Below are 21,025 nucleotides of genomic sequence, written 5' to 3' on the forward strand. Positions count from 1 at the left end.
AAAATTCAGCTCCTTTCGTCCTGAAAAAACTAGTTCGTAACTCGAACTAAAGTATACTTTTTCTTTCCTTTGCGAATAATTACGAAACGACCGTCGAAGTCTTGTTGAGGATCAACTTGGTAAGTGACCTCTGTCTGGCGCTGACCATTAACGTAAATGGCCCCGTTTTGAATATCTTCCCGAGCTTGGCGTCGAGAAGGTTCAATCTGGGTGGCATCAACTAAGAATTTCACCAGGTCACACACTTCGCCAGTGTATTCAACTGAAGGAACACTTTGAAAACCTTGTTCAATTTCGTCAGCAGTTAGACTTTGTAAATCACCACTAAATAAAGCCGCAGAGATCTTCTCGGCTTCATCTACGGTCGCTTGTCCGTGGACAAAACGGGTCACTTCTTGGGCCAAAGTTCGTTGAGCTTGCCGTTTTTCTGGAGCATCTTGAACCGTTTCTTCTAAACTAGCAATTTCTTCTTTGGTCAAGAAAGTAAAGAATTTCAAGTATTTAATAACATCCTGGTCATCAGTATTGAACCAGAATTGGTAGAATTCGTAAGGACTGGTCTTTTCGGGATCAAGCCAGATAGCTCCACCTTCGGTCTTGCCAAACTTGGTGCCATCGGCCTTCAACAAGAGCGGAATCGTCAAACCAAAGACTTTAGTTTGGGGACCTTCCAAGCGGTGAATCAAGTCAATTCCACTGGTGATATTGCCCCATTGATCACCACCACCAATCTGTAAGCGAACTTGCTTTTGTCGGTAGAGAGTCAAGAAGTCCAACGACTGTAAAATCTGGTAGGTAAATTCAGTGTAAGAAATTCCCACTTGTAAACGAGAAGAAACGATTTCTTTATTCAACATCTTATTAACATTGAATAATTTACCGTAATCGCGCAAGAATCCTAATAAATCAATTTGAGAAAGCCAGTCGTAGTTATTAACGACGGCAAAGTTTTCCGTCCCAAACAAATTAATCATCTGCTTAGTAATTGCTTTTTCGTTTTTGTGGACTTGATCCATGGATTGCAAAACTCGTTCAGATTTCTTTCCCGAGGGATCGCCAATTGAACCTGTTCCACTGCCAATTAAAATCACTGGTTGATGGCCCAAAAGTTGGAAACGCTTAAGCACCATGAAAGTGATTAAATGACCAACATGAAGCGAATCCCCGGTCGGATCAACCCCACAATATAAAGCAATCTTATGCTCATCTACGTAATCTTTTAAACCCTCAGCATCCGTTTGCTGATTAATTACCCCACGCCAAGCTAATTCATCAATAATATTTGTCATCGAAGTTCCTCCTTCTTATTTCTGGTGATCAATAAAAGTCTTTAAGCGTTCTAAAGCTAGCTTAATTTGTTCTAAACTTGAAGCATAACTTAAGCGCAAATAACCTTGACCGCCAGCCCCAAAATAAGTTCCGGGTAACAGAGCAACTTTAGCTTGATCGGATAATTCTTGAGCTAATTGAATATCATCTTGGTTTAACCCCGCCGGAATCTTTGCAAAAATATAAAAGGCTCCTTGAGGTTTGGCAATTTCAAAACCTAAGTCCAAAAGACCCTGGTATAAAACATCCCGCCGTTCTTGATATTGGGCCTTCATGGCCTTTGAATCGTCTTGTCCGTGAGTCAAAGCTTCTACCGCAGCAACTTGGGCAGGAGCCGGAATCGAGGTCGTGACTAACTCATGAACATCTAAAATATGTTTGGCAATCTTTTGAGGTGCACAAATATAGCCCAAACGCCAACCGGTCATTGAATAAGATTTGGAAAGACCATTCAACAAAATTGTTTGTTCGGGTAAAATTTCCGCGAAGCTGACATGTTTTTGGTCATAAACCAATTCACTATAAATTTCATCACTGATGACAAAAATATCATATTGCCGTAAAATATCAGCCAAGGCAGTTAATTCTGCCCGATCGTAGGTCACACCGGTTGGATTATTGGGATAATTAAAGATAATTGCTTTGGCTTGCGGATGCTCGACCAGCATCTTTTCTAAAGACGCTGGTGTTACCTTGAAAGCAGTCTTTGAAGTATCCATAATTACCGGCTGAGCTTTATTTAAGCGAATATCAGGATCATAAATTGTAAAACAAGGTGTAGGCAAAATAACCTCATCACCCGGGCACAAAATGGCCCGTAAAGTAGTGTAGGCCCCTTCAGTCACCCCAATTGTCGAAATAATTTCTGTTTCAGGATCATAATTTAAATTGTATTTTTGCTGGAGATAATTGGCAATTGCCTCGGTCAAGCGCGCATCACCTTGAGGATTGGTATAACGCATCGGCATCTCGTCGAGAGCTTGCTGAACTGCGGTCCGAATATGTTCCGGCGTGGAAAAACTAGGTTCGCCCACGGTCAGATTAACAATTCGCGGATCTTGCGTATTACATAAGAAAATATCTTGGGGCTTAATCTGCACTGCGGCAGGATTCATTCTACTTTCTAAATTTGCCATTGCTTTAGCTTCCCTTCAGGCCTAATGTAATCATAATTAAGACGCGAGTTTGATTATTAATTATACCGCAAAACTTCATAGGAGAACAATCATGGAAGAAATTTATCAAGACTATTTACAAGCTGAATGGGGGCTGGCCACTCACGGTGATCAAAAATTATTTGAATTATTATCTTTAGAAATTTTTCAGGCCGGTTTAAGCTGGATCACGGTTTTGAAAAAACGACCGGCTTTTCGCCAAGCCTTCGCGAATTTTCAAATTCCCCTCGTCGCTAGTTGGGGGACTCCCGAAGTCGCAACTTTACAACAAAATCCCGCTATCATTCGTAATCAACGCAAAATCAAAGCTACGATCAAAAATGCCCAAGCTATTTTAAATCTAGAAAAGGAGCAATCCTTTGACTATTATCTCTGGTCTTGGGTTCAATTTACTCCGCAAGTTAATCACTATTACCAAGACCAACAGCGGCCCACGCAATCAACTCTCTCCCAAGAATTAACCCAAAATCTTAAAAAAAGAGGCTTCCAGTTTGTCGGTCCCACGACAATTTATTCTTTTCTTGAAGCCGCGGGAATGATTAACAACCGCAACGAGTAAAAAATAATTCTTGGTCATCATTTTCTCAGAAGTACTATGATTAAGACAATCAAATATTTAGTTACTGGGGGTGCCTACGGGCTGAGATTACACCCATTGAACCTGATACAGTTAGGACTGCCGCAGGGAAAGTAGCCGCTTAACCTCCTTTTAGGAATCAATTTTACGCGGACTTTTAGTTTGTGTTCAGCGATTTCTTGCAGTCCCCAAAAAAATCAGCTTCGTTTTAATTTCCCCAGTCAATTTTTGATTGAGGAATTTTTTTGTTGTCTAGCGATTGTTTAGGAGCCAAGAAGCTGCTCTGAAAGGAAGAAAAATCGATAAGTTTAGCTAGTATTCTCCTCAAAAAATTAACCATTTTAACGATGATGATTGCTTTAGATTTCATTTTGTCACCCTTGTTCCGAATTGAAGGCATAGCCCCCGTCCAGCATCGTGAATGTAATTGGGACCGCAATCATGGGTGGCGCTGTGGCTTATTTTCTCTGCTACCGCTTTTTAAAACTCGAAAAGTTTCGTCAAATCCAACGTTTATTCAGACCCCAAATTTGAAAAAAAGTAGTTTACTAATTAATTACGGCCTTATTTCTGATAACCAACGCCAAGATTTAGCCATAAAAAACCTCCTGAATTATTAAGTTAACAATCCGGGAGGCTTTAAAATTTCTACTTTTTTAAGCTTTATCTGCTCGCCGATAAGCGATTCGATGATGCAAGCTTTTAAAAATATGCTGGTCAAAGTAGCCAATTAGTCCGCCCTGGAAGAGCAGAGCGAAAATAGTGCCAAAGCCAACTGCCAATAATCGACCGGTTTGCCAATAACAGATTCCCGCCAAAAGCACCGGGATCAAATAACTAAAATACTGCCCTAACCAAGCTCGGTTATGAAATAAACGGATTCGGGCTAAATAGCTAAATTCGTCATTGGGATGCATCACAACACTAATTCGCTGATAAATGGAAATTGCTAAGGCAATTCCAAAAATCCCGAGGATATCCAAAAAAATTCGGACCATTAGCGGCAATTGGGGCACCTGCAACCAAGTAAATAATTGAGTTCCTAACTCAACCAGATAACTAAAACAAAAGGCAAAGAGCAGGTTCTTAATAATCATTCCGGCAGAAAAGTGTTGCTCTAAAAAGAAATTAATAATTTGGACCAAGATGGCATAAACAAATAAGATGGTTCCTAAACTCCAGGGCAAGATTCCATGAAGATTAACCGCTGAGGCCGTCCAGACAGCACTTCCCATCTTCGTCGCAATAGTTAAACCATTGCTTAAAGAATTGAGACAAATTGACAGAAAAAGATAACCCAGCGTTTCTCGCGCTTTTAAATGACGTAAACGTCCGTTAACTTCAATCATTAATTCAAGTGGACGCGTCTTAAAATCGTTTTTTCTAAAGCAATATAAACAATGGGAACTAAAATGAAAGTTGCTACCGAATTAATGGCGGTTGCGGGCAGACTCAAAAAGGAATTCACCGCGGCCACGAAGAAATTGGTTCCGACCATCATACTTTCGACAATCCCCGTCATCCAGGAAGTTACCAATTTAATTAAACCGGCGGCTGCCGAAACTAAATATAACTTCTTAATTTGGCCAGGACGATATTGAACCACCCGAAAGACCCCCGCAACAACTAGACATAAAACCAAAGCTTCGATAATTGTTAACCAAGCAGTAGCGGCATAACCGTTCAAAATATCAAATAAACCTAAGCCAATCATCGCGGCTCCCGAGCCATAGCGACCCCCTAAAATTAAGGTTCCGACAACTGCGAAGGTGTTTCCAAAATGAATAAAAGGTTTTCCCACGACCGCCGGTAAATTAATTCGAAATAGACTGATCCCGATAAAAATAATTGCGGCACATAAACCAGCCATAATCGTTTTTTCTAAAGTTTTCTTAGTCACTTTCTCGCACTTCCTTTAGCCGCCAAAAACGTGGAATGATTGCCGTTAAATCAACATCCACCGCTGTTGCTGGAGTCAAATTTACGGCTTCAGCAGTCAAAGCGGTAGCTTGGACAATCGCCTGCTGCCACTGCCAGCCACTAAATAGCAAGCAGGCCAAAAGACTACTAAACAAATCACCCGTTCCCGTGAAGTTATGCGGATTTCGCGGATGCAAAACTTTGCGTAACTGTTGGTGCTCTAAGTAAGCGCAACCGATTTGTTGACCTTCATGGACGCTAGTAATGATGACTTTATCGCCCCGAATTTGCCGGGTCAAGCTTACCAAAGCGGCGGTCAAATCAGTATCGGTTGTAATTGATTGTTTTAACAAAAGTTCAGCTTCACTCAGATTAGGAGTTAAGACATCGGCCACCGTCAAAAGTTCACGTTGCGCTTGCACGTAATCTTCATCAAAGCCCGGATATAACTGACCATGATCAGCCATTGCCGGATCCAGTAAAACCAATCCCGAACAATCTTCTAAGAATTGTTGCCATAAGTGAGTCACGGCAATACTACCTAAATAACCCAAATAAGCACCCTTAAAAACCCGGTTGTGCCAATAAGTTAAAGTTTCTTCTAACCACGCAGTTAGATCCAACTGCGGGGCGTTGGGATCCCATCCCGGATGCGCTGCTAATAGGTGCACCGGAAAATACGTGGTTGGAAGCCCCCAGATTTGAAAAATTGTCGTCGCGGTTTGTAAAGAAATTCTTCCTAGACAAGACCAATCCTCGGCGACCAGAAACTGGGAGGGAAGAGGCCTACTTGGAGGCTCTTTTGACATAGGAACCATCTTGGGTATTGACTTCTAATTTATCCCCAACATTGATAAAGTCGGGAACATTTACGACAAGCCCCGTATTTAAAGTAGCTGGTTTACCAGATCCTGAAACGGTTGCCCCTTTAATTGATGGCTGCGTCTCGGTAACTTCTAAGACCACTGTGGTTGGTAAACTAATTCCGACTACTTCATTGCCGTAAAAGTCGATTTTCACGTTCATATTTTCAACCAAATACAACATTTCATTTTGGATCAATTCTGTTGGTACTTCATACTGTTCATAATTTTTCAAATCCATGAAGACAGCACTAGTATCTTGACTATACAAATATTGGACATCTTTAGTCTCGATAATTGCTCGTTCCAATTTCACATCGGGATGCATGGTAGTATCGGTAATCGCGCCAGTTCGCAAGTTTTTCAACTTCAAACGCATCACTGTATTTCCTTTACCCGGTTTGTGGTGATCGGCCTGGACGACCTTAATTAATTTATCGTTTTGGACAAAAGTCATACCAGCCCGTAATTCAACTGCTGAAATCATAATAAACGCTCCTCTAAAAAATTAAAATGTAGTTTCATTGTAGCAGAAAAGTAGGGAAGTTTTTAGTTCTAATTACCGGAAAAACCGCTTTTTAGACGGTTTTTAATCACAAAGAGACCAAAATCACTTCTTCAAATCCTAAAAGGAATTCAAGAAGTGATTTAAAAGTCTTCAACTAGGGGTTAATCTCCTCGATTGGAGTCCATCCCTTTTAAAAAAGTTCATCCAATCTAAATATAACTTAGCATTATGATGGGAAAATAAATAATAACATTCATTGATAAGCTGCTAGAGACTATTCATTAGGTAACTTGCTCAAGTGCCGATTAATGGTTTCTTTGCCGAGACAAAAAAACCTTGTAACTGATTTAGAGGGTAACCAATTACAAGGATCAAAGGAGAAGCTTATTTAATTATTTGCCATAAATGGTTTGCTGCTGTTGTTCAGCACCATTTTTCGCAAAACGTTGCGCCAAGGTAATTTTACTAATCCGCTTGACATCAACTTCTTTAGCACTGGATTTCAACCGGAAGGTATAAGTGGCTCCTGGTTCAATTTCATGAGCATCGTAAACGGAAGCTAAGTCAACGACGACCTGACCATCCTTCACGGTCACATCACCAGCACGGTAATCGCCCTTACTCAAGGTTTCACTGCCATTAACTGGCAGATACAACTTCGGCAATTTCACCGTTGCGGCAGCTGTTTCAACCATCTTCAAAACTTCGTCAGTTTCTTGAACTTGAGCTTGATTATGAATCGTGATTTCATAACCAGCACCATTTTCTTTGTACGGCACGACAGTCGCGGTAATCTTAGCTTGCGGTGCAGCTAATTTCCGGGCTGGTAAAGCACTCGTACCAAAGAGTCCGTTCTTAATGGCTTTCGTCAAAGCATCCCGCTTAGTAGAAGTGGTTTCTTTATCTTGCGATTGCATCCAAGAAATAACTCCGCCTAAGTGATGTTCCTTAACATAAGCGGCCTTATAGCCAACTGAACGAGGGTTATCGTAAGTGTAGAATTCACCAGTTTTTTGACTATACATATACGGAGCTTTGGCGACATCATCCCAGTATTCTTTCAAATCGGGCGTCTTCGTCTTTAAATCAGCAAAGTTGCGATATGGCCAAACACCGCCGGCCCGACCACCATCACCGGCTTTTTTAGGACTGTAGTTTTCAGCACCGTAAGTCAAAGTCTGGTCAGCATCTTTATTGTTCTTTGTCGCCGGTTGGAAAAGTCCTGGATGACTGGCATCAGTCCCGGCAGCGACTTTATTCCAACCCCGGCTATAAAAGGCAGCTCCAATAACTAACTTCTGCGACGGAGCTCCTTGTTTTTCCAAGTATTTTACAGTCTGATCAATCGATAATCCACTAGCATAATCAGGATCTTTCGGATTACCGTATAAAGCAGTTTGATGAGCACTGTTTGGTGTCCAAGCACCATTCAAATCATAGGTCATAACATTGGCAAAATCGATTACCTTAAACAATTGGGGAACATCAATTCCGTTCTTTAATTTCGATTGCGCTGCTGGTAAAGCTACTGATAATTCGTAAGTTTTACCTAATTTTTGACCTTGGCTATCGATTTCTTTTCGGATTTCTTGCAATAGTTTAATATAATTTTGTTTATCCGCTGCTTTAGCGTTGGGAGTTCCTTCATCATTGGTATTATCAACCTTATCAGGTTGGCGAACTGCAGCCGGATATTCCCAGTCAATATCCACAAAATCTAAATCGGTATATTTAATAAAACTGGCAATATTTTTAACAAATTTGGCGCGAATTGCTGGATCAGCGGCAACGGTTGAAAAATCACCTGATTTAGACCAACCACCAATGGAAACCCCAATTTTTAAATTAGGATTCTTAGCTCGCAAATCCTGGAAAGCATTAAATAAGCCAGCACTGGCGCTATTCCATTGGACTCCCTCTTGTCCAACCGGAGCACCGGTAGCAGCATCTTTATCGGTAAACTTCAAATTGCCCTGACTATCAAAGTCTAAAAAGGCATAATTTAAATGGGTCAATTGATCCGCAGGAATATCCTTGGGATAAAAATTACCTTGTCCGCCCCAAATTGACCAGTCACCATAGTACATCACATTTCGATAAGGGGAACTAGTGGCTTGGACTGTTTGCACGTTTTGCGAACACATCCAAGCGACAATTAAGCTCGAAATAATTAGTAATCCGGTCCACAAGGCTTTACTCTTTGATTTCAACATTAGCTTTGTTTCCACTCCTTTTCTAAATTTAATTCTAGTGTTATCTGATAATTTAGTTCCAATAAGTACTTGTTACCCTTCTTCAGCGACACCCTCCTTTAATGCATTCTCTCACTAATATAAATAATATATCATCTCAATCTAAAAGTTCAGTAATACGCTTTTACAATTAAAAAAAAATTAATCTTTTTATAGTATAGCTGTTAGTTATGCATAAAAAGTTAGTTTAAAGTTTTATTAACCCTTAGCCTTCTAACAAATTTAATCTTTAGTATTAATTTGGATCTGACCACACAAAAAAAGTATCTCCCCAAGGAGATACTTTTTTCCTAATCTAGCTAATAATTATTAGCCTAATTTTTTCTTGTTAACAATCTTTAATTGACTATCTAGATCATAGACCACTGGTTGACCGGTTGCCATTTCAACATCCATAATATCAGCATCAGAAATGTCTTCAATGTACTTAGTCAAAGCCCGCAAGGAGTTCCCATGTGCTGCAATAATTACATTCTTGCCGGCAATTAAATCAGGAGCAATCTTGTCTTCCCAGAAAGGAATAACTCTTTCTAAGGTGACCTTCAAGTTTTCGCCGCCTGGAATAGCCCGCGGGTCTAAGTCAGCATAACGCCGATCTTGGGCTGCTGAACCTTCATCATCAGCACTCAATAATGGTGGTAAAGTATCGTAAGAACGACGCCAAATATGGACTTGTTCTTCGCCATACTTATCAGCAGTTTCTTCCTTATTCAAGCCTTGAAGAGCGCCATAGTGACGTTCATTCAAACGCCAAGTCTTTTCTTCTGGAACCCAAAGTTGCCCACAGCCCTCTAGAGCATAGTGGAGAGTCTTGATTGCCCGGGTTAAGACAGAAGTATAGGCTTGATCAAAATCAATTCCTTCTTCTTGCAACAAATGACCTGCATTTTGAGCTTGCTTGACGCCTTCTTCACTTAAATCGACGTCAACCCAGCCTGTGAATTGATTGGATAAGTTCCATTGACTTTGACCATGGCGAATGAAAACCAGTTTTGCCATAACAATAATTACCTCTTTTTCATTATTTTTCAACAATCCAATTATATGGGTTCCCTAAAACAGTGTCAACGCGCTTTAATATTTCGGGTTTAAGCTTCTTCCTCATCATCATCTTCCGCTGAAACTACCGAAACATTAACTTCACAATTACTTAACTGATCGACTTTTTGTTGGATTTCTTCATCAGGAACCAAAATACCTACTAGATGTTTATGTTCTTTTTGTAATAGACTAGCAACCTGATTAGATTCTTGTTCCCAATTATCAACAGCGACCAAAATATCATGCTCAAAATCAGTCTGCTCTAATAACTGAATTGCTAAGTCAGAACTAGCAGGAATAATTAGTGTTGAAAAATCATCTAAGAGTTTATTATCTAACCACCAAGAAACGAATTCCGAACGATTGTCAAAAATCCGCGTCAAAATATTGGTTCGGCTGAAGACTTGGATATAAGGTTCACCCGGAACATTACTTTGTAAAAGAGCTAAAGAATGATCCCGCCGGTAGAAAATAGCTCGTTGGACTGCTTGAGGATTCTTCGGATTCATAACTTGCGTCATCATATTGAAGCCCATCTTATCTAAGAAATCAACTCGCAATAAGACTTGATTATGATAATGGTAAATATTAATTGGTTGCTCATTTTCATCTTTAACAACCCGCATAATTAATTGACCCTGTTCAAAAATCTGGTCAACATGGTGCTCTTCATCAGTTTCAACATGAGCCTGGGCACTAATTTCAATTAAGCCATCTATCGCTATTTTTTCTTCCGGACCATTGTTATTCAGGTCAATTTGAAAACTTTGATAAAGGTTATATAACATGGCTTCTGGATTGACAATACTATCATCCAGATATTCTTGCCAGCGATCAAATAAATGTAAGTCATAATTTAAGCTCACAACGGCTGGAATAATTTGATAGTCATCTAAGTAGTAATTCAAATTAGCCAAAGCTTGTCGTTTGGCATCAGCCACATGGTCTAAATTGCTTTGTAAAATAAAATACTTTCTTTGTGAATCAAAGAGAACCTCGTTAGACATTTGGTCGGTGCCAAACCACTTTCGTAAGGTCTCATTGATCTGTTCGATGTTCTCAGTTTCACTAGCTAGATCGTTAGTGTCGCCAACCGGTTGTTTCATCTTCAAGATATGGTTATAAAAAGTCCGGCTACTTAACAATTGACTCCGCAATTGTTGTTTCAATTCGGTCTGTTGCAAATTCAAAGTTTCTAATTTACGTTCCGTAACTTTCCATTCATCTAATTCTGCCGGTAAAGGAGCCTTTTCAGCGGCCGAATTATCAGTCGAGGGAGCTGGCGCAACCGAGCTTGAATGAGAAAATTCATCCGAATTGCTTGGAGATGGCGCCGCTTTTTGAGGCGCATTATAATCGGGAATATCTTGAAAAAAGGTCGATTGAGTAGCTTCCGATGTGGGAGCTGATTTGGTCTTCTTACGTTTAAATGACGGCATATCCAATCCTCACTATCTCTGCGTTTAATCTAATAATAGTATCATAACACTTTCAAGCAAATTCAAAATCACAAAAAGCTTATTTTTTAGGATTTAATTGCTCGAATTTCCAAAACATCTAAGAAAAAAGTAAAAATCGGAATTCCCACGATTAGTCCCCAGCTCCCAAAGAGACGTTCCGATACCAATAACACTACAAAAGTAACAAAAATTGGCAAGTGGGTTCGACTAGACATTAATTTAGGATTCAAAACATAGGTTTCTAGAGCATGAATTAAAGCAATTGCTAGCCAAATATACAACATGGTCTGTAATCCACTAACTGTGTAAGCAATAATTGATAAAGGAACTAGGGAAATAATCACGCCCGCAACCGGAATCATCGACAAGATAAAAATCATAATTGCTAAACTAGGAACGCTGGGCATTTTTAAGAGCATTAAGACTATCGAAGTCAAAATCGTATTAATAATCGCAATAATAACTTGAGCTTCTAAGACTACCCCAAAGGTATTAACAAATTTTTTGGCAAAATAACGAATATCTTGGAAGAACCAACTAACCCGCCCCTGCATAAAAAGGCGACCGAATTCATTCAAACGATCAACTTCAAAACTATAAAAATAACTCAGCAGAAAAGAAACAAAAATTGTGACTCCCATCGCCCCAACACTCGTGATATACTTGAAGACTTCTCCAATCCCAGTCTTTAACTGCGAGGTAAGTTGCATACTTTGAGAAATTTCCACCACGAAAGAGATAAAGGGGTTTCGGCTTCCTTGATTACTATTATAAAAATGAACAACCTTCTTAAATAATTGCATCGAAGAACCGATAATTCCTGGAATGTAGTGGGTCGCGAACAAATACAGTAAAGCAATAATTACAATATACAATGGGGTAATAATCCAAATTGGATTGATCTTGATCCGTCTTTGAACCCAACGAATAAAACTAATTGATAAAAAGGTAAACACGAAGGTCAATAAAACTGTACTCATTATACTTCGTAATAACCAAATGACAAAAATACAAAAGGCTAAGACTACTACACGGCGTAAAGAAACATTCTTCACAAAATTTCGATAGATATTCATTGGAGCCCCCATCTATTTTCAGTTTTACAGCTATCTTACCAGAAAAAACTTCTCCCGTCCGCTGAATAAACCAGTACCATCTACTAACTGGAGTTTCTATTTTCAAATTACCTCTTTTGCAGCAAAATGACCAGACCAAATATCCAGCAATTTTTAGACAGTTGATAATCTTTAAAAAAAGACAAATGAAAGGCACTGGCTTTTCCTTTGTTTTTAGTTTGTCTATTGCTAATTAAACAGTAATCATTTTAATGGCCACAACATTTTCATTCATTGATAAATCTTCAATAATATCAGAGGTATTAAGTTGAGTCGGAATTTCAATCTCGTAGACATTGGTATATAAACGTAAGTTATCCGGCTCTTGGGTTACATTAAAGTTAACATCCCGCACCGTAATTTTTTTTTGATCAAAATATTCTTGAATAAAACCCTTGGTCTCTTTCTTATGTTGGTACTGAATCATAATTTTTTTCACCGGCGACGTATGGAAAACTCTCTTCAAAGCTCCCAAGACTAGGAAGACGACGATTGTTCCGGCAATGGCGACATCATAGTTTCCCATTCCCACTGCCAAACCAAGTCCAGCCACCGTCCACAAACTAGCAGCGGTCGTTAAGCCTCGTACTTCGTGATGATGAACTAAAATCGTCCCGGCACCTAAAAAACCAACTCCGCTAACAACTTGAGCAATCAAACGCGCATCATCGGCCCGTAAAACTCCAGCATAATGAGGATACTTAGTGGCAACATCCAAAGCATTAAAACCAATTTCTTTTTGAATCAAAGCGATAATACAAGCGCCCACACAAACTAAAACGTGCGTTCTGACTCCGGCGGAATGATTACGCTGCTGGCGGTTATAACCAATTAAACCTGCACAAACAACAGCCAAGAGTAAGCGCAAAACAATTTCCCACAAAGATAAATGATAATTCAAACTACAACCTTCTTTAAAAGCACTTTTAAATCAGTGATTATACACTTTTTTGTGTAAAATAAAAGGTTAGTTGCAAAATTAACTTTAAATTAAAAATTTAAACGGAGATTAAGTGGCAGTAATCCAGCCACTAAACTCCAAAATAAAAGTCTAAAGTAATCAAAAACTTAATAGATGACACCCTTCTTTAAATACCCTTCATAATTTTCCTTGTTCCCCATAAGATTCCCCCTACTAAGATAACCAGAATAAGAAAACCCAGCATATTGACTACAAATAAAAAATGTAAATCTTGAATCTGAAAATATTTTTGTAGGATTAAACTGGTATATGGTGATAGGACTCCGGCCAAGTTATAAGCGATCAAAATGAGTGAATTTTGAATAGTGTTTCCAGCTCCCTGACGATTAATCGCATTTAAAATCCAAAGGAAAAATTGTCGGACCGCTAAACCGGTAAGAAAGCCAGCGAATACGGTGATTAGGATTCTTTGTGATCCAACAATAATCCCCATCGCTAGCGCCAGCAAAAATAAGGCTAACGGTAAGAGCCAATTTTGTAATTTTTGGAATAAAGGTCCGAAAAGAACCCTGCCAAGCATTGCCCCCAAACTTAACGCCAAGATTACATAACTAGCACTAGTTGCCGTTCCATAACCAGCTTGCACCATCAAAGTTGGGATTTAATTCCCATAATCATATACAAACTAATCACGACAAAGGTTAACAACAAATACGCCAACAACGACTAGTACCAGCGGGTTTATCCTATTGGCTTTAAGTCTTCTTTGGGAGATGGTTAAAGGAACTGCAGGTACGAAGCAAGCAAATAAGATTAAAGTTGGCAAAGTAATCGCATAGGCTAGAAAAGACAAGTGCCAATTAAACTGGACTAATTGCCCAGCAATAAAAGTACTCAACACACCACCCAAAACTTCAAAACTACTTTGCAAACCCAGCATTTGCAACCGTTCCTGACCAGTGAAAAAATAACTAATCAAAACAACTAACAAAGAATTGAAAAAGCCAACCCCTAAGCCAAATAAAGCTCGCGTGATCATTAAAACTACAAAATTATTAACTACTAGCGGTAATAATTCCGCTAGAGCAGTTAAACTTACTCCTGCCAAAATTATTGGCTTTAAGCCCCACTTATCAGCTAACCAATTACTTCCAATTAACCCCACAATCAAGAAGAGTGAGGGAATAGTCGTCAATAACTAGACTTGAGCTAAAGGTACTTGGGGAAAAAACTTGGCGAATATAGGAATATTAGCATTAATAGCTGGTGCTGAAGCGGTAATTACTTACGCTGATAAAATCGAAAATTTCATTTTTAACTCCTTCTAGTTCAACTTAAATTGTTGCAACCACTGATGAAATTGGCCCTGGTGATTCTCTAACTCTCGATCATTGACCGGATAATTGGGAGCAAGCCGAATCGTCGCTGGTAATAACTGTCGGCCATTAATCTTTTTTGGGCTTTTTGAGCCTGCCACTCTGTATTACCCGTTCGCGAAAAATAAATAATTAAAATTTGTGCTGTCGAAGTTAACCGCCGAGTTGCTGGCTGTTGTGCGTTGGTATCAGAGCCATCAGATTGAGCTCCACGTCCTTTGGAGAGTCGCATCTCTAAGTCTCTTTCTAAAAATATGACTATCGGTCATATTTTTTATAAATAAAGGATCATTTTGTTGATCCTGCTGCTAATTGATAAGGGGCTATTAAATCTTCTAAGTGTTGCATACAAAATTGTTGAGTTGCCGTTACCAAATCATGTTCTGTCGGTGACATACACCACAGTAAAATTAGCCCGTACATCTGGGTTAATAAAGCATCTGCCAAGTCAGAATTCACACTGGTTGCCGTTAATTTTCCCGCTTGTTCTAATTGCTGAAACAGTCGCTTTAAAGATCGGGTATCAAATTGCCATTTAGCTTGTTGTTCAGCTACTGCGACATAGCGCAGCCACTGCCGAGCTAATTCCACTTGAGCTTGAGCAATCACCGTCATAAAATTCACCAAATATTGTTGAATATTTTCGGTTGCTGTCTGCCCCAAATCAATCTCTTGGTGAGCTATTGAAGCAAAATGTTGTTTACTGAGTTCCAAAATTAAGTCTTCCTTACGAGAAAAATAATTATAAAAAGTCCCTTTTGCAATTCCACTAGCTTCCACTAAATCAGTCACCGTAACTTTTTCGTAACCATGTTCTACAATTAAACGTTCCGCCGCCTGCAATAACTTAGCTCGCGTAAGCCGAGCTTTATCTTCACGTCTCCCCATCAACCAATCACCTCAATTCCATAATAATGGTTTACACTTTCAAAAACAATGACTGACGGTCATTTTTAAAGAAAACTATTTTCAAAAGACCAGCCGAGTTAATCCTTGTGTCTTGAGGTCAGCAATTTCTAGACTCTCACTTCCGGCCTTACTAGGATCTACGAACGCAGCCAGGCCAAATCTTGGCCTAATAAAGCTATTTTCACAGCTGCAGGAGCAGTTGCAGCAACTTCTCGAACAATTTAACGTCCAACGTGGCTAAGCGTTCCGACTGATATAAACTCAAAGTTAAGCGAACGTCTGCAAAAGATGCTTCTTTTAAAATGTTTTGTTCAACAATTTAGGAGATCCGCCCGCAAGCGTCTAAAATTAAGAACTTCATTTCTAAGAATCTCCTCGAGAATCAAAATGATCATAGGCTAATTTTTCTTGTTCATAAGTTAGAGTATGATCTGCAAAGTGATCGACTTTATAAGTTAAATAGTTAATTGTTTTTTGTAGAGTTGCTACTTGCTGGATTAATTCTGTGCGTTGATCCTCTAAAAGTTGCTTTCTAACCTGCACGGTAGTCGATCCTTGCCGGTACAACTGGACAAACTCAATTAACTTTTCAATCGTCATTCCGGCTTTACGTAAGGATTGAATATAAAAAACCCAGTTAAGATCGTGCGGGGTATAGTTTCGATAACCATGCTCATCGCGTTGAATCGCCGGCAAAAGACCAATTCGTTCCCAATAACGCAAAGTATCCTTGGTCAAAGTAAATTGCTGGGCAACAGCCTCAATTCTCATAATTTTCCTTTCCCAACTCTAATTAATGTAATTTAAAAATCCTAGCTACAGATTCAGGATCTCGATGATCGAAGAATTGACTTTTATTTTGGTCTAGTTGACTGATTGCCTGCATTTGTTTGGCGGTCAATTGAAAATCTGTGACTGCTAAATTTTCCGCCATCCTTTGGGGATGAACAGACTTCGCCAAAACCACGATTCCCCGTTGAATTAACCATCGTAAAATTACTTGTCCATTTGATTTGCCATACTGGTCCCCAATTTGGGCTAATTGTGAATCTCGAAAGATTCCCTGTTTACCTTCCGCAAACGGCGCCCAAGCTTCAGCCTGAATTTGCCATTTTTGGAGCCAATTAACAGCTGTTACTTGTTGCTGCCAGGGATTGATTTCGATTTGATTAATTGCTGGTTTTATCTGACTATACAAGGTCAAATCTAAGACTCGATCCGGTGAAAAATTAGAAACTCCTAGAGAGCGAATCTTGCCGGCTGCTTGAGCTTCAGCCATTGCCCGCCAAGAACCAAAAATATCCCCATAAGGTTGATGAATTAAATATAAATCTAAATAATCTAAAGCTAACAATTGCAAAGACTTATCAATTGCCCTTTTAGTAGCCTCATAACCCGTATCAGTTACCCAAAGTTTACTGGTCACAAATAAGTTTTCTCGAGCAAGACTGCTACGGGCAATTCCTCGACCGACAGCGGCTTCATTGCCATAAAAACTGGCAATATCTAATAAGCGATAGCCGGCTTGTAAAGCATCCACCACCGCTTGCTCAGCCACCTTGGGGTCGTCCATTTGGAAAACTCCAAAACCCAACTGGGGCATTTTTACACCATCATTTAACCGAACCTGTAACATTTTAACTCCCACCTTTAGATCTAATTAGAAAACAATTTGGAGTTTAAACCCTGGTCCGCACTCCAAGGCAAGCTTTTTTTAATTTCTATAGTTTTTTTCCTAGATCTGTTTTTTAATTCCGGCAAAATTCGATTTTAAATAAGTTACAGTACTTATTAGAACAACGATCAGCAGGAGCCAAATAAAAAAACTAGCTTCTAAGCTAGCTTAACTAAAAGATTTGCAGGCATTGAAAGTTATCGAGGTACCTCCTCATAACTCAATCTTTTATGAACATTATTGTAGCGTCTCATTCTCCGAAGTTCAAAAAAACAGCCCTGAAAGCTAAATAAGATTTCCTTCAAGCTGCTTTTTAGACACTTAATTAAGTGCTTGGAGGAGCTCGTCACTATTTTTGGCATGATAAGCTTGTTCAATTCTAGGAATGCTATTGGCAAATTGAGAAAAAGTTTGGCACAAGAATTCCAAATCTTGATCGCCATCACGTTTAGTTTTAATCAAAAACAACAACTTGATAACCGTATCATCCCATAAAATTGGCTTAGTTAGGGAAACAATCAAGCACAGATTCACTTTGATAATTCGATTGAGGTCTTGAATATGCACGAGACCATTACCAATTTCCTCATATTCTAAAGGCGCGGCAAGATTTTCTTTGAAAAAACCTTGCTGACAAAGGTAACGACCAATTTCTAATTGGACTTCATCCTTCGTTTGTGCCGTCAGCTGGAGAAAACTTTCTGGACGTAAATACTTCTTCAAGACTTGCTGGGGGTCAGCAATCGTTTGAATTTGGTGCAATAATTTTTGTGAATTTAATTCTTCTAGATCATCCAAAACAATTAAGCGCTTTAAAGCAACCGGTCGCTTTAAAGCGCGCGTAGAAATTATCGTGGTGATCTCCGGTGGAATCTCGGTCGTCAACGAATGGAGAATTTGAAAATCCAGTGCTGGCGGCGTAATCCGAGCGATTTTGGCTTGAAAAAGTAACTCCTTGGCACAATCGTTTTCGGCGTAGAGACCAATTATCTGCTTATGTTGTAACCGCAATTCCTCCAGACCACTTTGGAAATAAAGAATTAGGGCGCCGTATTCACTGGCAGGCAAAGGATAATCCAATAATTCTCGCGAAATAATAGGTGCAACCGAAATAACCATCTTCGCGGCAAATAAATACTTGCGAAAGTAGACTAGCGTCCGGAGATTTTGGACCGATAACTGCCGTTGTACCCGCCTTTGCAATTGGTAAAGATGGCGTTGTAAAAAAGACAACAAACGTCTTTGAGCCGTAAAATCGATCCCAAAGTTATCGGCAATTTCCGCCAAAATATGATCTAAAGTTGCGTCTACTTTTCCGGTTAAATCGGTTACTTTAGTATCGAGGATCTGTTTTAAGTCTAGATGGTAAGCTAAGTAATTAACCGTCTGGGGAGTAAACAATTTCCCAGGAAAAAGAGCCTGGCTAGCGCTCAAAATATTCAACGCGAGCGCTTCAAGCTGAGGATCACTGATCCAATTAGTTGGATATTCCAAATCTTCTTCCAAGTCTAATCTTTGGGCCGCAATTAAAACATGGATTGCCAAATCAGCAACCATTGGATCACTAAAATGAACTTTACTTTTCAAGGATTGCGTCGTAATTATTTGTCGAATAGGCTCCAATAAGGCGGAATGGGCATCATAGATGTCTTGCTGATAATTTGACAATGAGCTCAAGAAATTTTGGTAAAAATAAGCAGCAATTGCACAGCGAAACTGAATTTCTGAACCCACAACACAAGTTCCTCGATTAGGTTTTTGGACCAACTGTAATTGATACTGTTGCAAAAGAACTTGCACCTTTTTCATACAGCGTGACAGAGTCGAATAGCTCACAAAAATTTCCTGAGCGAGATCCTCATACCGCAAATAATGCGGCTGGAGTAACAAACGCTGGATTAGATAGGCTAGGCGATCATAATTATTTAAAATCACATCTTTATTCCGACTCAATTCTAAAGAACTGGCCGCCAACTGATATTCATCAGCTAAATGAAACCCCTGTCCGCGTTTAGCTTGCAAGTAATTATGTTTCTGATTTAATTGACTCCGCAAGTGACTTAAATCTTTTTGAACTGTTTTTGAGGTCACCCCCCAAATAGGCCGCCAATTTGGCTGTCGTCACATATCCAGGATTCTTTTTTAAATATTCCAAAGTTAATAATTCCCGGTTGGAAAATCTTTTTTGTATCACGTGCTTCCCCTTTTTTAAGTTAAGATTACGCCAAAAAAGACCTCGGAAAAATCCGTGGTCTCCCTAATTTATGATCCACTTATTTAAAAAATCCCAATGAAGGAACCCATCAAGCCAATGGCCACTGTTAACAATAAGACAAAGAGTGGACTCTTCTTTTTGCTCTTCAATAACCAAAACATCAATAAAGTGTAACCCAAAGGTAGTAATAAGGGAAAGATTTGATCCAAATAAGTCTGTAATTTAAAACTCGTTTTTCCAAAATGGAAAGCTAACGGGGTTTTCAACAGCACCATCTGGGCACTCATTGCTCCAATCACCATCAAGCCGACAATCGTCGCAGCTTTCGAAATTTTAGCAAACAAGCCTGAAGAAGAAATGCTGGTCAGTAAATTAGTCCCTAAGCTATAGCCCCAAACTCCCGCGTAGTAACGGATAATCAGATGGGGAATATTAAAGGCCAAGAGGAAGAGGATGGGACCCAAAATATTACCTTGTTTAGCTAGTGGGAGAGCTAAAGCGGTCGCGATAATCCGTAAAGTTCCCCAGAAGAAGGAATCTCCAATCCCCGCGAAAGGCCCCATCAAACTAACTTTAATATTGTTGATAGTCTCGACTTGAAAATCAGGATCTGTACTGGCTTTTTTCTCCAAAGCTGCCGTAACCCCAGTAATTGCCGGTACTAAATGGGGCGTCGTATTAAAAATTTCTAGATGTCGGACTAAGGCCTGGGCCTGTTCTTCTTTTGTCTGATAAAAGCGTTTAATCGCCGGCCACATCCCCAAGGCAAAACCCAAGGATTGTTGACTTTCGTAATTATAAGAGTTTTCTAAAATAAAGGAATTCCAAAAGATTTCATGAAAAAATTTCTTTTCTTCTTTACTATACTTAGACTTAGGCATCAAATAAATCCTCCATATTATCATCTTGATTGGTATTTGCAGCTGTTTTAGCCGGGGTATTGTTAGTTTCCCGAGGCTTTTTTTCGAAGACAATCACAAAGGCTAAAATGACCCCGAGTAAAGTTACGGCCACGATTGGTAATTTGCCATAAGCAATCATTAAGAAACCTAGCAAGAAATAGAGGAAATTTTTCCGATTCATCATCGGCAGTAATAGTAAACCAAAACCAACTGCTGGCAATAAGTTTCCGGCCACTGTCAGTCCATTCATAATAACTTTCGGTACTGCTTGAACAAAACTATCAACTGCGTGCGATCCAAATAAGAGCGCGACAAAGACGACCACAAAATACATCAAAGATTGTAATAACAGTCCTCCCATATTCAACCACCAAAGACCTTTGACATTGGTCCGTTTAGCCAAAGTCACGGCATAATTCATAAACCAGCTCCGCACGATAAAGATAATAACTTTGAGCGATTGAGCAAGCAAGGCAATTGGTAAAGCCAAGGTCAAAGCCACGGCCGAACCTTTTCCTGATAAAATCGCAAAGGCCGTTCCTAAACTAGCACCGACTAAAACGTCTGGTGGGACAGCTGCCCCCACTTGAATGGCGCCCATAAAGACTAATTCCAAACTAGCCCCAATCATAATTCCGGAGCGGACATCACCTAAAACTAAACCTACAACCGTTGAAATCACCAATGGACGATTGACCATGGGTGTGCCGCCCATTTTTTCCACAAACCAAATTAATGCTGCTACTAAACCTACCAAGAAGGCGTTGGTCATCTTCTTTCATCTCC

20 protein-coding genes, 1 pseudogene and 1 riboswitch are annotated in these 21,025 nt (G+C 39.6%); of the genes and pseudogenes, 1 reads left to right on the forward strand and 20 read right to left on the reverse strand.

Going from position 1 to position 21,025, the window contains the following annotated elements:
* Window positions 1–29: 29 nt before the first annotated feature.
* Both tyrS and HU830_RS04155 read right to left on the reverse strand, forming a co-directional pair.
* Window positions 30–1,289 (reverse strand): tyrosine--tRNA ligase, encoded by a 1,260-nt coding sequence (tyrS, locus tag HU830_RS04150; RefSeq protein ID WP_176942527.1) that lies wholly within the window; start codon window positions 1,287–1,289, stop codon window positions 30–32.
* Between the two features lie 15 nt (window positions 1,290–1,304).
* On the reverse strand, window positions 1,305–2,465 hold the full coding sequence (locus HU830_RS04155) for an aminotransferase class I/II-fold pyridoxal phosphate-dependent enzyme (protein ID WP_176942528.1): 1,161 nt from the start codon (window positions 2,463–2,465) through the stop codon (window positions 1,305–1,307).
* Between the two features lie 91 nt (window positions 2,466–2,556).
* Here HU830_RS04155 and HU830_RS04160 point away from each other — a divergent pair, with 91 nt between their 5' ends.
* Window positions 2,557–3,063, forward strand: a complete 507-nt coding sequence (locus HU830_RS04160; RefSeq protein ID WP_176942529.1) for a DNA-3-methyladenine glycosylase I — start codon at window positions 2,557–2,559, stop codon at window positions 3,061–3,063.
* A 56-nt stretch (window positions 3,064–3,119) separates the two neighbouring features.
* Window positions 3,120–3,210: riboswitch (TPP riboswitch) on the forward strand.
* A gap of 527 nt (window positions 3,211–3,737) precedes the next feature.
* On the opposite strand, the gene HU830_RS04165 is transcribed toward HU830_RS04160, so the two are convergent.
* From HU830_RS04165 to HU830_RS04250, 18 genes and pseudogenes are all read right to left on the reverse strand, one after another.
* The gene (locus tag HU830_RS04165) at window positions 3,738–4,430 is read right to left on the reverse strand and encodes a hypothetical protein (RefSeq protein WP_176942530.1); all 693 of its coding nucleotides are present in this window, start codon (window positions 4,428–4,430) and stop codon (window positions 3,738–3,740) included.
* Window positions 4,430–4,981: an ECF transporter S component gene (locus HU830_RS04170; protein ID WP_324196296.1), complete on the reverse strand. Its 552-nt coding sequence runs from the start codon at window positions 4,979–4,981 to the stop codon at window positions 4,430–4,432. Before HU830_RS04170 ends, HU830_RS04165 begins: the two co-directional genes overlap by 1 nt.
* Window positions 4,974–5,810 (reverse strand): PfkB family carbohydrate kinase, encoded by an 837-nt coding sequence (locus HU830_RS04175; protein ID WP_176942531.1) that lies wholly within the window; start codon window positions 5,808–5,810, stop codon window positions 4,974–4,976. The genes HU830_RS04170 and HU830_RS04175 overlap by 8 nt, the downstream gene beginning before the upstream one ends.
* The gene (efp, locus tag HU830_RS04180) at window positions 5,788–6,351 is read right to left on the reverse strand and encodes an elongation factor P (protein WP_176942532.1); all 564 of its coding nucleotides are present in this window, start codon (window positions 6,349–6,351) and stop codon (window positions 5,788–5,790) included. Before efp ends, HU830_RS04175 begins: the two co-directional genes overlap by 23 nt.
* A 416-nt stretch (window positions 6,352–6,767) precedes the next feature.
* Window positions 6,768–8,585 (reverse strand): annotated as a pseudogene (locus tag HU830_RS04185) (glycosyl hydrolase family 18 protein); the annotation flags it as partial.
* Between the two features lie 348 nt (window positions 8,586–8,933).
* On the reverse strand, window positions 8,934–9,623 hold the full coding sequence (locus HU830_RS04190) for a 2,3-diphosphoglycerate-dependent phosphoglycerate mutase (RefSeq protein WP_176942534.1): 690 nt from the start codon (window positions 9,621–9,623) through the stop codon (window positions 8,934–8,936).
* An 89-nt stretch (window positions 9,624–9,712) separates the two neighbouring features.
* Complete coding sequence (locus tag HU830_RS04195) at window positions 9,713–11,104, reverse strand: hypothetical protein (protein ID WP_176942535.1); 1,392 nt, start codon at window positions 11,102–11,104, stop codon at window positions 9,713–9,715.
* Between the two features lie 86 nt (window positions 11,105–11,190).
* Window positions 11,191–12,201, reverse strand: coding sequence for an AI-2E family transporter (locus HU830_RS04200; protein WP_176942536.1), 1,011 nt, complete (start codon window positions 12,199–12,201; stop codon window positions 11,191–11,193).
* A 232-nt stretch (window positions 12,202–12,433) separates the two neighbouring features.
* On the reverse strand, window positions 12,434–13,141 hold the full coding sequence (locus HU830_RS04205; protein WP_176942537.1) for an MgtC/SapB family protein: 708 nt from the start codon (window positions 13,139–13,141) through the stop codon (window positions 12,434–12,436).
* A 187-nt stretch (window positions 13,142–13,328) separates the two neighbouring features.
* Window positions 13,329–13,814, reverse strand: coding sequence for a hypothetical protein (locus HU830_RS04210; RefSeq protein WP_176942538.1), 486 nt, complete (start codon window positions 13,812–13,814; stop codon window positions 13,329–13,331).
* A gap of 33 nt (window positions 13,815–13,847) precedes the next feature.
* Entirely contained in the window at window positions 13,848–14,357 is a 510-nt protein-coding gene (locus HU830_RS04215) for an MFS transporter (protein ID WP_176942539.1), read from the reverse strand.
* Window positions 14,358–14,539: 182 nt separating this feature from the next.
* Window positions 14,540–14,770 carry a flavodoxin family protein gene (locus HU830_RS04220; RefSeq protein ID WP_176942540.1) on the reverse strand — a complete coding sequence of 77 codons (231 nt, stop codon included), beginning with the start codon at window positions 14,768–14,770 and terminating at the stop codon, window positions 14,540–14,542.
* 56 nt (window positions 14,771–14,826) lie between these two features.
* On the reverse strand, window positions 14,827–15,426 hold the full coding sequence (locus HU830_RS04225) for a TetR/AcrR family transcriptional regulator (protein ID WP_176942541.1): 600 nt from the start codon (window positions 15,424–15,426) through the stop codon (window positions 14,827–14,829).
* Window positions 15,427–15,810: 384 nt separating this feature from the next.
* On the reverse strand, window positions 15,811–16,218 hold the full coding sequence (locus HU830_RS04230; RefSeq protein WP_176942542.1) for a MerR family transcriptional regulator: 408 nt from the start codon (window positions 16,216–16,218) through the stop codon (window positions 15,811–15,813).
* 22 nt (window positions 16,219–16,240) lie between these two features.
* Entirely contained in the window at window positions 16,241–17,083 is an 843-nt protein-coding gene (locus tag HU830_RS04235) for an aldo/keto reductase (protein ID WP_176942543.1), read from the reverse strand.
* Between the two features lie 360 nt (window positions 17,084–17,443).
* Complete coding sequence (locus HU830_RS04240; protein ID WP_176942544.1) at window positions 17,444–19,213, reverse strand: BglG family transcription antiterminator; 1,770 nt, start codon at window positions 19,211–19,213, stop codon at window positions 17,444–17,446.
* A 186-nt stretch (window positions 19,214–19,399) separates the two neighbouring features.
* A complete protein-coding gene (locus tag HU830_RS04245; RefSeq protein WP_176942545.1) occupies window positions 19,400–20,218 on the reverse strand; it encodes a PTS system mannose/fructose/sorbose family transporter subunit IID in 819 nt (272 codons plus the stop codon).
* A complete protein-coding gene (locus HU830_RS04250; RefSeq protein WP_176942546.1) occupies window positions 20,211–21,011 on the reverse strand; it encodes a PTS mannose/fructose/sorbose/N-acetylgalactosamine transporter subunit IIC in 801 nt (266 codons plus the stop codon). The genes HU830_RS04245 and HU830_RS04250 overlap by 8 nt, the downstream gene beginning before the upstream one ends.
* Window positions 21,012–21,025: the final 14 nt, after the last annotated feature.

Source organism: Bombilactobacillus apium, assembly GCF_013385145.1.
Taxonomy (GTDB): domain Bacteria; phylum Bacillota; class Bacilli; order Lactobacillales; family Lactobacillaceae; genus Bombilactobacillus; species Bombilactobacillus apium.

What these genes read in the sequence shown, in the direction of transcription:
- tyrS (WP_176942527.1), bottom strand. Translation starts at nt 1,289, where the DNA reads ATGACAAATATTATTGATGAATTAGCTTGGCGTGGGGTAATTAATCAG.
- HU830_RS04235 (WP_176942543.1), bottom strand. Translation starts at nt 17,083, where the DNA reads ATGTTACAGGTTCGGTTAAATGATGGTGTAAAAATGCCCCAGTTGGGT.
- HU830_RS04190 (WP_176942534.1), bottom strand. Translation starts at nt 9,623, where the DNA reads ATGGCAAAACTGGTTTTCATTCGCCATGGTCAAAGTCAATGGAACTTA.
- HU830_RS04250 (WP_176942546.1), bottom strand. Translation starts at nt 21,011, where the DNA reads ATGACCAACGCCTTCTTGGTAGGTTTAGTAGCAGCATTAATTTGGTTT.
- HU830_RS04225 (WP_176942541.1), bottom strand. Translation starts at nt 15,426, where the DNA reads ATGGGGAGACGTGAAGATAAAGCTCGGCTTACGCGAGCTAAGTTATTG.
- HU830_RS04195 (WP_176942535.1), bottom strand. Translation starts at nt 11,104, where the DNA reads ATGCCGTCATTTAAACGTAAGAAGACCAAATCAGCTCCCACATCGGAA.
- HU830_RS04160 (WP_176942529.1), top strand. Translation starts at nt 2,557, where the DNA reads ATGGAAGAAATTTATCAAGACTATTTACAAGCTGAATGGGGGCTGGCC.
- HU830_RS04165 (WP_176942530.1), bottom strand. Translation starts at nt 4,430, where the DNA reads ATGATTGAAGTTAACGGACGTTTACGTCATTTAAAAGCGCGAGAAACG.
- HU830_RS04200 (WP_176942536.1), bottom strand. Translation starts at nt 12,201, where the DNA reads ATGAATATCTATCGAAATTTTGTGAAGAATGTTTCTTTACGCCGTGTA.
- HU830_RS04220 (WP_176942540.1), bottom strand. Translation starts at nt 14,770, where the DNA reads ATGCGACTCTCCAAAGGACGTGGAGCTCAATCTGATGGCTCTGATACC.
- HU830_RS04245 (WP_176942545.1), bottom strand. Translation starts at nt 20,218, where the DNA reads ATGCCTAAGTCTAAGTATAGTAAAGAAGAAAAGAAATTTTTTCATGAA.
- efp (WP_176942532.1), bottom strand. Translation starts at nt 6,351, where the DNA reads ATGATTTCAGCAGTTGAATTACGGGCTGGTATGACTTTTGTCCAAAAC.
- HU830_RS04175 (WP_176942531.1), bottom strand. Translation starts at nt 5,810, where the DNA reads ATGTCAAAAGAGCCTCCAAGTAGGCCTCTTCCCTCCCAGTTTCTGGTC.
- HU830_RS04230 (WP_176942542.1), bottom strand. Translation starts at nt 16,218, where the DNA reads ATGAGAATTGAGGCTGTTGCCCAGCAATTTACTTTGACCAAGGATACT.
- HU830_RS04155 (WP_176942528.1), bottom strand. Translation starts at nt 2,465, where the DNA reads ATGGCAAATTTAGAAAGTAGAATGAATCCTGCCGCAGTGCAGATTAAG.